At 47.6% G+C, this 13543-nt stretch carries 8 protein-coding genes and 1 tRNA gene; 6 read left to right on the top strand and 3 right to left on the bottom strand.

The window, feature by feature from the left end:
• The first annotated feature begins 3 nt into the window (after window positions 1-3).
• Window positions 4-2727, top strand: a complete 2724-nt coding sequence (locus tag EV202_RS07985; RefSeq protein ID WP_131926580.1) for a putative LPS assembly protein LptD — start codon at window positions 4-6, stop codon at window positions 2725-2727.
• Between the two features lie 36 nt (window positions 2728-2763).
• On the opposite strand, the gene ung is transcribed toward EV202_RS07985, so the two are convergent.
• Window positions 2764-3426 carry a uracil-DNA glycosylase gene (gene ung, locus EV202_RS07980; protein ID WP_106070337.1) on the bottom strand — a complete coding sequence of 221 codons (663 nt, stop codon included), beginning with the start codon at window positions 3424-3426 and terminating at the stop codon, window positions 2764-2766.
• Between the two features lie 168 nt (window positions 3427-3594).
• Window positions 3595-4638: an aspartate--ammonia ligase gene (asnA, locus tag EV202_RS07975; protein ID WP_106070338.1), complete on the bottom strand. Its 1044-nt coding sequence runs from the start codon at window positions 4636-4638 to the stop codon at window positions 3595-3597.
• 229 nt (window positions 4639-4867) lie between these two features.
• On the opposite strand from asnA, the gene EV202_RS07970 reads away from it, so the two are divergent.
• Window positions 4868-4940, top strand: a tRNA-Arg gene (locus tag EV202_RS07970).
• A gap of 150 nt (window positions 4941-5090) precedes the next feature.
• On the opposite strand, the gene rplS is transcribed toward EV202_RS07970, so the two are convergent.
• A complete protein-coding gene (rplS, locus tag EV202_RS07965) occupies window positions 5091-5444 on the bottom strand; it encodes a 50S ribosomal protein L19 (protein ID WP_106070339.1) in 354 nt (117 codons plus the stop codon).
• A 712-nt stretch (window positions 5445-6156) separates the two neighbouring features.
• Between rplS and EV202_RS07960 the strand changes: the two genes are divergently transcribed.
• Genes EV202_RS07960 through EV202_RS07945 form a run of 4 tightly spaced genes read left to right on the top strand, consistent with a single transcriptional unit; the run spans window position 6157 to window position 13543 of the window.
• The gene (locus tag EV202_RS07960; protein ID WP_106070340.1) at window positions 6157-6927 is read left to right on the top strand and encodes a 5'-nucleotidase C-terminal domain-containing protein; all 771 of its coding nucleotides are present in this window, start codon (window positions 6157-6159) and stop codon (window positions 6925-6927) included.
• 22 nt (window positions 6928-6949) lie between these two features.
• Window positions 6950-7816 carry a bifunctional metallophosphatase/5'-nucleotidase gene (locus EV202_RS07955; protein ID WP_131926578.1) on the top strand — a complete coding sequence of 289 codons (867 nt, stop codon included), beginning with the start codon at window positions 6950-6952 and terminating at the stop codon, window positions 7814-7816.
• A gap of 31 nt (window positions 7817-7847) precedes the next feature.
• Window positions 7848-10481, top strand: coding sequence for a serine hydrolase (locus tag EV202_RS07950; protein ID WP_131926576.1), 2634 nt, complete (start codon window positions 7848-7850; stop codon window positions 10479-10481).
• The gene (locus EV202_RS07945; protein WP_131926574.1) at window positions 10481-13543 is read left to right on the top strand and encodes a glycoside hydrolase family 3 N-terminal domain-containing protein; all 3063 of its coding nucleotides are present in this window, start codon (window positions 10481-10483) and stop codon (window positions 13541-13543) included. The genes EV202_RS07950 and EV202_RS07945 overlap by 1 nt, the downstream gene beginning before the upstream one ends.

The following is a 13543-nucleotide window of genomic DNA, read 5'->3' as shown; positions in this document are numbered from 1 at the left end:
TTAATGACGCCATTGAAAGCAAATTCATTCATAGCATTTATATTATTATTCGTTTTGCTTCTTCTTTCCGACGGGGCTCTTTCTCAACGTCGCAGAGAGAGAGTGGCGTCTTCGGGCAAACAGCGGATAGACTCTTTACATATTGGTGATTCTTTGCAGAGAGATACTGTGCCAGTTCCTCCTCCCAAGAAGACAGAACTGGATGCTCCGGTGACTTATGAAGCCAACGATTCCATTGTTTTTACTCAAAGTGGTTTTGCTCATCTTTACGGGCAAGGCAAGGTGACCTATCCGGGGGCTGATCTGGCCGCCGATGTTATTTCTATGGACATGGATAATAGCACGGTTTTTGCCCGTGGTGTGATCGATTCGTTAGGTACGGCGAAAGGACGGCCCGTTTTTAAGGATGGAGACACTTCTTACGAAACAGATACTATTCGCTATAATTTTAAGAGCAAGAGAGGAATTATCAGTAATGTGGTCAGCCAGCAAGGCGAAGGATACGTGACCGGTAATAATGCGAAGAAGGGTCATAACGACGAGCTCTATATGAAAAACGGACGTTATACCACTTGCGACCATCATGATCACCCTCACTTTTACATGCAGATGACTTATGCTAAAGTACGGCCTAAGAAAAACGTAGTGACAGGACCGGCTTATTTGGTCGTGGAAGATGTTCCACTTCCTATTGCTGTGCCATTCTTCTTCTTCCCGTTCTCCAGCAGTTATCAGTCTGGCTTTCTGATGCCTACTTATATGGATGACTCCAACCGTGGTTTCGGCTTGACGGATGGAGGGTATTATTTTGCCATCAATGAACAGATGGATCTGAAATTGAAGGCGGATATCTTTACAAAAGGCTCGTGGGCATTGAATGCGGAATCAAATTACGTGAAGCGTTATAAATATTCCGGATTGTTTCAGGCAAGTTATCAGGTAACCAAGACCGGTGATAAAGGATTGCCCGACTATTCGGTTGCCAAAGACTTTAAAGTGGTGTGGTCTCATCGTCAAGACCCCAAAGCCAGTCCCAACTCAAACTTTTCGGCCAGTGTGAATTTTGCTACGAGCAGTTACGAGAAGACTAATATTGGTAATCTGTATAATGTGCAGGCAATGTCGCAGAACACGAAGACTTCAAGCGTCAGCTACTCACGAAACTTTCCGGATCAGAAACTGAATATTTCTGCTTCGGGAAATATTGCCCAGAACATGAGAGACTCTTCGATTGCTGTAGCTTTGCCCGATCTCAATATTTCACTCAGTACCATTTTCCCTTTCAAACGGAAGCGTGCTGTGGGAGATGAAAAGTGGTATGAGAAGATTTCAATTCGCTATACCGGTAGAATGAAGAACAGCATTAGGACAAAGGATGACCGGTTGTTCAAATCCAATTTGGTAAGGGATTGGGAAAACGGTATGCAACACGATATTCCCATCAGTGCAACGTTTACTTTATTCAAATACTTCAATTTGACTCCTACGTTTAATTATACGGAACGTTGGTACACGAGAAAAATAAAGCAAGATTGGGATATCCCGAGCCAAAAAGTGGTGAACGATACAATATATGGTTTCCACCGTGTGTATAATTATAGTACCAGTCTGGGCATTAATACCAAGATTTATGGCATGTACAAACCGTTGTTTCTGCCCAAGAAAGAAATACAAATCCGTCATGTCATCACACCTTCGGTGAGCATCAGTGCGGCGCCGGACTTCACTACGTCTCACTATGGCTATTATGACTCCTATATTGAAGAAGGAAAGAATGGAGAACGTAGAGAGGTTCGCTACTCTTATTATTCCGGGCAACCTTTCGGCGTGCCGAGCGGTGGAAAGCAAGGAAGTGTCAATTTCAGTATTTCCAACAATCTGGAGATGAAGTTCAAAGACAAAAACGATTCTATTCGTAAAGTGAGTCTGATAGATGAATTAGGTGCCGGTATCAGCTATAATATGGCGGCGGAGACAAGGCCATGGAGCGACTTGAATGTGAACCTTCGCCTGAAGTTGGGCAAAAACTATACTTTCAGTATGGCCTCTACATTTGCCACTTATGCTTATGAGTTCAATGAAAAAGGCGAAGTGGTGGTGGGTGACCGTACGGAGTGGTCGTATGGACGTTTCGGGCGTTGGTCCGGTTATGGCACCTCTTTTAGCTATACGCTGAATAACGACACTTTCAAGAAACTTTTCGGCAAAAAGGATGAGGCTGAAGAGAAAAGGAAAAAAGATAAACCTGAGAACGGTGGAGATGAAGAGGGGGCTGATGCTGAAAATTCGGGTGTGGGCATGCCGGCGAAGAAAACAAAAGAAGCAACGGCCGATGCCGATGGTTATCAGGCTTTCAAAATGCCGTGGTCTGTATCTTTGAGTACCGGCTTCAATATAACGGAAGATAGGGATAAGCCTATCAATCGGAAGAATATGCGTTACCCCTATAAAATCAGCTTGAATGCTCTTAACATCAATGGAAATGTCAAGCTAAGCAATAAGTGGGCGGTAAATTTCAACTCCGGTTATGATTTCAATGCAAAGCTGATAACAAATACGGTCTTTAATATCACGCGTGATTTGCACTGCTTTACGATGACTGCCAGCCTTGCTCCTTTTGGAATGTATAAATATTATAATTTCACCATTCGTGCTACCGCACAGATTCTGCAAGACTTGAAATGGGAGCAAAGAAGCCAGACTCAGACAAATATTAAGTGGTATTAGGGTGAGGTGCTTCAACCGGAGTAATAACATCCTCTGTTACCAATATATTTCTTTTTCTCCATGTCCTTTTAGATATTCATTTGTCTTGCTGAAGTGCTTGTTCCCAAAGAAGCCGTTATAGGCAGAAAGAGGAGAAGGATGTGCGGAGGTCAGCACCAAGTGTTTGCTTCGGTCAATGAATGCTCCTTTACGTTGGGCATAAGCTCCCCAAAGAATAAACACAAGATGCTCTTTTTCTTCTGCAAGAACTCGTATGGCAGCATCTGTGAAAGTTTCCCAGCCACGATTCTGGTGAGAACCAGCCTGATGGGCACGGACAGTAAGAGTGGCGTTCAGCAGTAATACACCTTGTTCTGCCCAGCGTGTCAGGTTGCCGGTGGCAGGAGTTTCGGTACCGATATCATCTCTTATCTCTTTAAAAATATTGATCAAAGACGGCGGAAATTGAACGCCGTCATTTACGGAGAAGCAAAGGCCGTGCGCTTGTCCCGGACCGTGGTAGGGGTCCTGGCCGATGATCACCACTTTCACTTTGTCGAAAGGGCATAGATTAAATGCATTGAAGATCAATCTCCCCGGCGGATATATGGCATACGTTCCGTACTCATTACGTACGAAATCTGTCAGGTGCTTGAAATAGTCTTTTTCGAATTCTGATTGTAAGCGGACTTTCCAGCTATCTTCTATTTGAACATTCATAAAGGTCCTTTTCTTAATGGATTCAGACTGCTAAAGTACGAAATAAAAAAGTAAAAAGAGCGTTTCAATCCGAGAAAATGAAACGCTCCTTCTTTATTCTTTCTTTCGGTAGTTCCCGAAAGAGCTTTCTTTGTCGACCTTAAAAAACATGTCTGTCTTGATTTACGGTTAAATCAAATGTATATTGTGCTCTTTGCATTCCCGACGCATGTCTTCCGGCCAGATGCTGGCTTGTATTTCTCCGATGTGGGCTTTGCGAAGGTAGAACATGCACAGGCGCGATTGGCCTATACCGCCACCGATGGAAAGCGGAAGTGTATTCTCCATCAGGCGTTTGTGGAAGTAAAGCTCCAGACGACGTTCTTCATTCGTCTCTTTGAGTTGGCGTAGCAATGCCTCTTTGTCCACGCGAATACCCATAGACGAAAGCTCTATGCTACGTTGTAGAATATTGTCCCATAGCAATAGGTCGCCATTCAGACCGGGCAGACCATTCAATCCGGGGGTGGTGTAGTCATCATAGTCGGGGGCGCGTCCATCGTGCTTCTTCCCATCACCCAGTTTGCAACCGATGCCAATGATAAATACGGCTCCAAACTTTTTGCAGATGGCATGTTCGCGGTCTTTGGGTTCCAAGTTCGGATACAGTTGGCGCAGCTCTTCCGCATGGATGAAGTGCAACTTTTGGGGGCAAGGAAGGCAAGGCTTGATTTGCGGGTATGTTTCATATACCATATATTCCGTACGTACCATGGCAGCGTAGATGCGGGTTACGATTTCTTTCAGAAACTCCACATTACGATTTTCGGCAGTGATGACCCGTTCCCAATCCCATTGGTCTACATAAAGTGAATGGAGGTTTCCCAATTCTTCATCGGCGCGAATGGCATTCATGTCCGTATAGATGCCATACCCGGGTTCGATATGATATTCAGCAAGCGTAAGACGCTTCCATTTGGCAAGAGAATGTACCACTTCTGCCTTGGAGTCTTTTAAATCTTTGATAGGGAAAGTTACTGCACGCTCCACGCCATTGAGGTCATCGTTGATTCCCATCCCCTTCAAGACGAAGAGAGGGGCTGTCACACGGCGCAGGCGTAACTCGGAAGAAAGGTTTAATTGGAAAAAATCTTTGATTTGTTTAATTCCTAATTCCGTTTGTTTCAGATCTAGTAAAGGTTTGTACCCTTCTGGTTTTATTAGATAACTCATAAACTTATTTGTTCTTCTATTAAATTGCGAGGCAAAGATAGAAATAATATTTATACTTGTTTGTGTTTTGGATGAAAAAATAGCATAATGTTTGGTTGTGACTGCGTGTTGCTCGCAAAATAACAATGCAATGGAATAAAATGTGGGTGGAAAAAGTCGGGCTTGTTAGAAAAACCAAAAGGAATATTAGGAAGATGCCGGTATTTTTTCTATTTTTGCGTCCGCATTCGGCTCCGTAGCTTAGTGAATAGAGCGTCAGATTCCGGTTCTGAAGGTCGTGCGTTTGAATCGCACCGGGGTCACACAATAAAGCCGCAACATCTTACTTGATAGATTGTTGCGGCTTTTGTTTGGCCTTATTGCGGGGGCAATTTTATGGAAGAGGTTTAGATAAAAAAGGGAAACCGACGCTACGCCGGCTTCCCTTTTTATTTCGAAATAGGAGTTTGGAATTATCCGTTAACTCTTTTTTCTTTAATTCTTGCTTTCTTACCGGTACGAGCGCGGAGGTAGTACAATTTTGCGCGACGAACTTTACCAACCTTGTTCACTTCAATACTGTCGATAGCCGGTGATTCGATCGGGAAAATACGTTCTACGCCAACGGTTCCAGACATTTTACGTACTGTGAAACGCTTCTTGTCTCCGTGTCCGGAAATCTTGATAACAACACCGCGGTACAACTGTACACGCTCTTTGTTACCTTCGACGATACGATATGCTACTGTCACTGTGTCACCAGCCTTGAAGCTCGGGTGCTGTTTTCCGGTAGCAAATGCTTCTTCTGCAATTTTAATTAAATCCATTGTCTTTTTATTATTAAATTGTTTGATCGTTACAACGCAACATACCAGGCTTCTCTCAGTTTTCTCCTGACAGCGATTGCGCGAAAGCGGTGCAAAGAAACGAATTATTTGTCAGATACACAAGCGTTAACCCGCTTTTTTGTGATGGGCGTTTTGTGGTGGGATTTGCTTGCGCTTATATTGGAGGAGGAATAAAGTCCGTTTATCAATTCCTTTTTTGTGGGGCAGCCGCTTTTTATGTAGTGTTTTGGCAATCCAAATCTTTTTACAAACAGCGATATGCTGAAACGACTCGTTTTCTTCCTCACCGAGGAAGGCATCGGATCTCGGTGAGGAAGAGGTCGTTCCCCGGTGAGGAACCATCGTATCTTGGTGTCGGACACTGCCCCCTGCTGTGGCATGTTCTGAATGGGGTGGATCACGGAAGTTTCTGCTTTGAAAAATGTTGATGAATAAGAAACTGCTTAGGATTTATTTCATCTTTCTTCGAGGCATTGTTTTGAAGTTCTTGGTCTGTTTTCAGGCGGGCCATGGCGGGCTGTGTGACGAATAAAACGGAGAGATTTCCTTCTCCCGTTTCCAAACGATACCCTACCGCTCATCACTTACGCTCACCGTTAATCGCTTATCGTTAATCTCCATTTTAATCTTCTTTTATGCGGTTCAATCATAAAAGAGAAGTATATTTGTAGCAGTTTAAAACTGAAGATGTATGAAAAAACAAATTTTCCGTTTCCTTTCCGGAGGGATAATGACTGTGGCGCTTTTGTTGGCTTCCTGCCATTCTTCTTACAAAGTGGCCCGGATGGAAGGTGGTAGAATTCCCGTAGACTCTACGTGGGACGTTGAGCCGGATGCCGAAGCAATGGCTTTGCTGGCTCCTTATAAACAGCAGATAGACAGCGTAATGGGGCGTGTGATTGGAAGTGCCGAAGTATCTATGGACAGATTCAGGCCGGAAAGTCCTTTGTCCAACTTGATTGCGGACGTGTTGCGTGAGGTGGCTATGGAGGTGCAGGGCGCACCTGCCGACATGGGGCTGATAAATATGGGTGGTATTCGTAACTCTTTGAGTGAAGGCCCCATTACCATTGAGAACATTTTTGAAGTGCTGCCTTTTGAAAACTCTCTTTGCGTGCTCACCATGAAAGGCACTGCCATGAAACTCTTGTTTGATAATATAGCCGTGCGGGGCGGTGAAGGAGTGAGCGGCATAGAGCTGGAAATAACCAAAGAAGGTAAGGTGCTGCGTGCGCTCGTGGGCGGAAAGCCGGTTGAGGATGACCGGACATATACGGTTGCCACCGTGGACTATCTGGCCGACGGGAACGACGGGCTGACGGCATTCATGCAGGCCGACAAGAGGGTGTGTCCTCAAGGAGCCACTGTGCGCGACATTTTCACAAAATATGTGGAGAGGCATGCGGCGGCCGGCAAAAAGATAACCTCGCGCATGGAGGGGAGAGTGATAATAAAAGAATAAGGATTTAAAAAACAGAAGTTCGATGAGACGTATATATTCTTTAGCAGTTCTACTGCTTTTGGCCCTTTCGCTATCGGCGCAGCAAGGAAAATCCGGCGCTTTGGAGAAGCAATTGTTCATTCTGCATACCAGCGATACACACAGTCGCATAGAACCTATCAGTCGGGAAGCTGCCGACAAGTACGCCGGAATGGGTGGGGCAGTGCGCCGTGCCGGAATTGTGAAACAGTTTCGTGGCAAGCATCCCGATATGTTGTTGTTGGATTGTGGAGACATATCGCAAGGCACACCTTATTATAATCTCTTTCAAGGTGAATTGGAAATCAAGATGATGAATCTCATGGGCTATGACGCTATGGCGATAGGGAATCACGAGTTCGACTTCGGATTGGAAAATATGGCACGCTTGTTTCGTCTGGCTCGGTTTCCGATAGTTTGCTCCAATTATGAAGTGACGGGTACGGTTCTTGAAGGATTGGTGAAACCTTATATCATTCTGGAGCGTGAGGGTCTGAAGATTGGTGTTTTCGGCCTGGCTCCGAAGTTGGAGGGCTTGGTACAAGCCGATAAAAGCGAAGGGGTGGTTTATAAAGACCCGATAGCAGTGGCACAGGAAATGAGCGACCTTCTCGGAGGAAAGGAAGGGTGCGATGTCGTGATTTGCTTGTCGCATCTGGGTTTGCAAAGACTGATGCCCGGCGATGTCGATGATGAGTTGTTGATGGCCAAGACGCATGGCATTGATGTCATCTTGGGCGGACATACGCACACCTTTATGGAGAAGCCGATGGTATATCTGAATGCCAACGGGGAGAATGTCTCCTTGTTGCATTCCGGAAGAAATGGTATTTTCGTAGGAGAAATGGTACTTACCCTGACCCCAAAATAACCTGTGGATTATCTCGAAACCTCTAAGAACAATGAAATCAACCAAATCTTTATTGTGCATTTTAGGCTTTGTCATAGGCACATCTTCTCTTTATGCCAGGACGAAAGTTGCTATTTCGCCTTTGGACGCAGAAAACCGGTGCCGCCAATGGGTCGATTCGGTCTTCTCCGGTTTGAGCGTGCAAGAGAAGGTGGGGCAGCTCATAGTTGCCACTATGCCGGCCGAGGTGGATAAAGCGGCCAAAAAGCAGGTGCGCGAATGGGTGCGGAAATACAAGGTGGGCGGTTTGCTTTTCTCCGGAGGAACACCGGAAGAGCAGACCATCCTGGCCAATATAGCCCGAAAGGAGTCCAAAGTTCCTGTCATGATGGCCATCGATGGAGAGTGGGGGGCATCCGTACGGCTGAAAGATAGTCCGGAATATCCCGGCACCGTGGCTTTGGGATGTATTGAAGACAGGGAGTTAGTAGAGGAATACGGGCGTGAGGCAGCCCGCCAGTTCCGTCAATTGGGAATACATGCGAATCTTGCACCTGATGTGAATGCCGATGCGGACTTATTGAAACCTGTGGCGCATGTGCGGTCTTTCAGTAAGAATTCGCATGAAGTGGTTGAAAAGTTGCTGGCGGGAAACGATGTGGTGCGGGTAGAATCTGACGTGAAGCAGGCGACGCACGAGTTGGCTGTTGCCGTGGCGACAGGTCGTTTGAGCCCCAAAGAGCTGGAGGTCAAGTGTCGCAGAATCTTGACTTATAAATATAGGTTGGGTTTGCGGAACCGGCAACCGCAGATTCAGGTCAGCGGCATGAGCTATCGTGTCAATACGAAAGAGGCGCGGGTCTTGGTCGGCAAGTTGAGTCGTTCGGCGGTTACGGTGTTGAGTAACTATTTCGATGTGCTCCCATTGACTCCTGTAGAAAGCAATATGGCCATCCTCAGTATTGGAGAGCGGCATCGGGATGTTCCTTTTGTGGAACGCATGAAGGAGCATGTCGGCATTGATCATTTTTATTTGTCGGGAGATGCCGATGAGGCTGCCAGGCAGGTGGTAGCCGAGCAGTTGAGGGCTTATCGCCGCGTGGTTGTCAGCGTTGTGGGAGAGGTCTATATCGGTGAGCGCGACATGGCTTTCCTCGAGGGGTTGCACTTGCAGGCTCCCTTGGTCTATACATGCTTCACCTCCCATCGCACGTTGCAACTTTTTACTCCGGCACTTGCCAAATCGAGTGCTGTGGTCCTGGCCCATACGGCAGACGCCGATTTGCAGCGATATGTGGCGGATGTGCTCTTTGCAAAAGCACCGGCCAATGGCAAGATACCGGTAGACATCGGCAGACTTTTCCCGGCAGGCACAGGCTGTGCGATTGAAGCGGGCATGGAGCCGGGAAAAAACATTCCGGAAGACCGCGGTATGAAATCGTACGTGCTGCAAAAGATAGACGGCATTGTGCGGAAGGGATTGGAAGCGGGCGCCTATCCCGGTTGTTGCGTATTGGTATGGAAAGACGGGCAACCGGTATATGACAAGCGTTTCGGAACTCATTCCGACAAAGACACCACGGCTGTTCGCCCTTCCGATCTTTTTGATTTGGCTGCTTTGACAAAAACAAGCGCCACCCTGCTTGCCGTCATGAAGTTGTATGACGAGGGGAAAATAAGGTTGGACGATAAAGTATCCGCTTATTTGCCTTTCCTGCGTGCCGGCGACAAACAGCATATCACCATCCGTGAGCTGTTGTTCCATGAGTCGGGATTGAGCCCTTACGAGCGCTTTTACGAGGAACTCATTGAGCCGAACTCTGTGCATGGCCCGTATTTGCAGAGTTGGGTAGACAAGTGGCACACTACCCGGGTGAGCGAAAATGGTTATTATAGTTCCGACTTCAAATTCAAGAGGAACATGGTTTCCTCCAGACGGACTTCGGAACACAGCCTGCACATGGCAGATGGCATGTGGTTGAACAGGAATTTTAAAAATACCATCCTTCAGCGGATTGCCAAATCGGACTTGGATAGAAAACGCTATGTGTATAGCGAACTGGGTTTCGTGCTTTTGCAGCAGTTGGTGGAAGCGTGTACAAGGATGTCCATGGATGCCTACCTTGCCAAAGAGTTTTATGTCCCGATGGGGTTGCAACGTACCCTGTTTTTGCCTTTGACCAAGTTTGCCAAGAGCGAAATCATGCCCACCGCAGCCAATGATTTCCTGCGTCGTCAGGATCTCTGCGGATATGTGCACGACGAAATAGCCGCCTGCATGGGTGGCGTGTCCGGCAGTGCTGGGTTGTTCTCCACGGCCGAAGAGGTGGCCAAGATTCATCAAATGCTGCTTGACGGAGGCGAGTTCAATGGCAAGCGCTTCTTAAGTGAGGCTACCTGCCGCTTGTTTACGACGGAAAAGTCGGCCATCAGTCGGCGTGGATTGGGATTCGACAAACCGGACCTTTCTGTCTTGAAGAACAGTCCGTGTTCCGCATCCGCTCCGGTATCCGTGTACGGGCATAACGGTTTTACCGGAACAGCTGTTTGGGTAGATCCCGACAGCAAGATTATATATGTATTTCTTAGTAATCGTCTTTGTCCCGATGCGTGGAATACAAAATTGGGTGATATGTATATAATAAAGAATATACAGGAGTTGATTTATGAAAGTCTGAGAAAATAATGAGAAGAGCCTTTTTGTTTGCATTGCTTGTTGTGGCTTGTTCCGCCCGCTTTGTTACGGATGGCAAGCGTCCTCTTGCACCACCTGTTCCGGTGCCGCCGGTAGAGACCATACTGATGCGGCCTTACCTGAATGACTCCAAGTGCAGTGAATGGGCCGACTCCGTTATGCAACGATTGAGCCTGAAAGAACGCGTCGCGCAGCTTTTTATTTATACGATTGCGCCTCAACGCGACAAGCGCAACCGTGAACTCTTGCGCAAAGTGGTGGATGGGTATAAAGTAGGCGGGCTGCTTTTTTCGGGCGGACTGCTGCAAAATCAGGCCATGCTGACAAACGAGGCGCAACAAATGGCTGATGTGCCCTTGCTGATTACTGCTGACGCAGAGTGGGGATTGTCCATGCGCCTGCAAGGAACGCCGGCTTTTCCGCGAAATATGGTACTGGGCTGCATTGAAGACGACAGTCTGGTATATGAGTACGGCCGTGAAATGGCCCGCCAATGCAAGGAATTGGGCATTCAAGTAAACTTCGCTCCGGTAGCGGATGTGAACATCAATCCTCAGAATCCGGTGATTAATACCCGCTCGTTTGGCGAAGACCCGGTCAGAGTGTCTAACAAAGTCCTTGCCTATTCCAAAGGGCTGGAAGAGGGAGGAGTACTTTCAGTGTGCAAACACTTTCCCGGACATGGAGATACGGATGTGGATTCCCACAAAGCATTGCCTACTTTATCTTTTACCCGCGAGCGTCTGGACAGTGTGGAGCTGTACCCTTTCAAGCAAGCCATATCGGCCGGGTTGAGCGGCATTATGGTGGGGCATCTTGAGGTACCGGTGTTTGAGACACGAAGTGGCTTGCCGTCTTCCCTTTCCCGTAATGTGGTTTATGACTTGTTGACGCATGAGTTGAAGTTCAAAGGACTTATCTTCACAGATGCACTTGCCATGAAAGGAGTTTCGGGCAATTCGTCGGTCTGCTTGCAAGCCTTGAAGGCGGGCAATGACCTGCTGCTGGTGCCCCGCCGTATCAAGGAGGAATTGGAGAGTGTGGTAGAGGCGGTGAGAAGTGGAGAGTTGGCAGAGGAATACATCAATGAGAAATGCAGGAAAGTATTGATGTACAAATATGCATTGGGATTGAGCCGAAGGCCTCATGTCCGTCTGGCTGGTTTGGAAAATCGCATCAATACACCGGCTACACAGACCTTGATAAAACGTCTGAATCTGGCGGCGATTACCGTGTTGGGCAATCAAACGGGCGTGTTGCCATTAGATCCTATCGTTAAGGATGTGGCGGTGCTTAATGTGGGTGATGCCAAGACGGTGGCACCTTTCCTGAAAGAGCTTTCCCGATATACTCATCCTGTGGTGCATCAATTGGGCGAGAATTTGCCGGAAGCGGAATATGGGCAGTTGCGCGACAGTTTGGTGCATTACAAACGCATATTGGTTTGTATCACAGAGCAGAAGTTGGCTGCTTATCAGGCGTTCTTTGCCAAGTTTGCACCGGAAGTGCCGGTGGTTTACCTCTCCTTTATTCCCGGAAAGCAGCTCTTGCAAATACATCGGGGCATCTCGGCGGCAGAGGCTGTGGTGCTGGCTCACTCTGCCGATGAAGAGGTTCAACAACAGGTGGCCGGAGTGCTGTATGGTGACGTCCGGGCAGACGGACGTCTTTCGGCTTCTATAGGCGGATTGTTTGCGGCCGGGATGGGAGAAACTTTAGGCCCTCATTCTGTACCGCGCTTTGTCCCCGAAGAGTATGGCATGGACTCTCGCCTGCTGGCCAAGATAGGTGAGATAGCTGAAGAGGGCATTCGCGAAGGAGCTTATCCCGGTTGCCAGGTAGTGATACTGAAAGACGGCAGAGAAATGTATAATAAGGCTTTCGGTACGCATACCAGAGGCGGTGCGGCAACAAATAGTCCGCAACAGGTGCAGAAGACGGATGTATATGACGTCGCTTCGTTGAGCAAGACTACGGCTACTTTGCTGGCTGTGATGAAACTATATGATAAGGGACGCATCAGCTTGACGGATTGTGTCGCCGATTATTTGCCTTTCTTGCGAAATACGGATAAGAAAGACATCACGGTGCGCGATTTGCTGCTGCATGAATCCGGTTTGCCTTCCACTTTGTTGTTCTATCAGGATGCCATCGATCCGAAGAGTTATTCCGGCAGCCTGTTCCGGGGAAAACAGGATGCCCGTCATCCGTTGCGCATTGGCAGCCGGACGTGGGCCAATCCGAAATTCCGTTTCCGGGCAGGATTGACCTCGAAGGAACAAACAACGGAGTGCACCATGCAGGTGGCAGACAGTTTATGGCTGAATCGTTCTTTCAAAGAAGAGTATCTGCAAAAGATAGCTGACGCACCTCTGAAGGGGAAAGCGTATCGTTACAGTTGCGTGGGGTTCATTTTGTTGCAGCAATTGGTCGAAGCACGTACGGGAATGGCATTGAGTGAGTTCCTTGCCAAGGAGTTCTATGTGCCTATGGGACTGAAGCATACGGGCTACTTGCCATTGCGTTTCTTGAAGAAAGAAGAGATCGTACCCTCTTCCATCGACCCGTTTTTACGGAAAACAACTCTGCAAGGTTTTGTACATGATGAATCCGCGGCTTTTCTGGGCGGCGTGTCGGGCAATGCCGGTTTGTTCTCTAATGCCGGAGAAGTGGCGAAGATTCATCAGATGCTGCTGAACGGCGGCGAGCTGGATGGAAAACGCTATTTAAGTAAAGCCACTTGCAAGGTTTTCACCACGACCGTTTCTAAAATCAGCCGCCGAGGTTTGGGCTTTGATAAGCCGGATACCCGTAATCCGCAAAAGAGTCCTTGCGCGGAATCTGCACCTGCTTCCGTCTATGGGCATACGGGCTTCACCGGTACTTGCGCCTGGGCAGATCCGGAGAATAATCTGGTATATGTGTTCCTCTGCAACCGTATATATCCGAATGTGTGGAACAACAAACTGATGCAGTTGGATATCCGGACACGGATTCAGGAGGCGATGTATAAGTCGCTGTTGCCACGTGTTTCTGAAGAAGGGAGCAAGTAA

It is taken from the genome of Prevotella heparinolytica (assembly GCF_004342845.1).
Taxonomy (GTDB): Bacteria; Bacteroidota; Bacteroidia; order Bacteroidales; family Bacteroidaceae; genus Bacteroides; species Bacteroides heparinolyticus.
Note: the sequence above shows the minus strand (reverse complement) of the source record. Positions and strands in the feature narration are given on the sequence as shown.

Bases quoted from the DNA above. Each gene is read 5' to 3' on its own strand.
- asnA (WP_106070338.1), bottom strand. From the start codon at position 4,638: ATGAGTTATCTAATAAAACCAGAAGGGTACAAACCTTTACTAGATCTG.
- rplS (WP_106070339.1), bottom strand. From the start codon at position 5,444: ATGGATTTAATTAAAATTGCAGAAGAAGCATTTGCTACCGGAAAACAG.
- EV202_RS07960 (WP_106070340.1), top strand. From the start codon at position 6,157: ATGAAAAAACAAATTTTCCGTTTCCTTTCCGGAGGGATAATGACTGTG.
- ung (WP_106070337.1), bottom strand. From the start codon at position 3,426: ATGAATGTTCAAATAGAAGATAGCTGGAAAGTCCGCTTACAATCAGAA.
- EV202_RS07950 (WP_131926576.1), top strand. From the start codon at position 7,848: ATGAAATCAACCAAATCTTTATTGTGCATTTTAGGCTTTGTCATAGGC.
- EV202_RS07945 (WP_131926574.1), top strand. From the start codon at position 10,481: ATGAGAAGAGCCTTTTTGTTTGCATTGCTTGTTGTGGCTTGTTCCGCC.
- EV202_RS07985 (WP_131926580.1), top strand. From the start codon at position 4: ATGACGCCATTGAAAGCAAATTCATTCATAGCATTTATATTATTATTC.
- EV202_RS07955 (WP_131926578.1), top strand. From the start codon at position 6,950: ATGAGACGTATATATTCTTTAGCAGTTCTACTGCTTTTGGCCCTTTCG.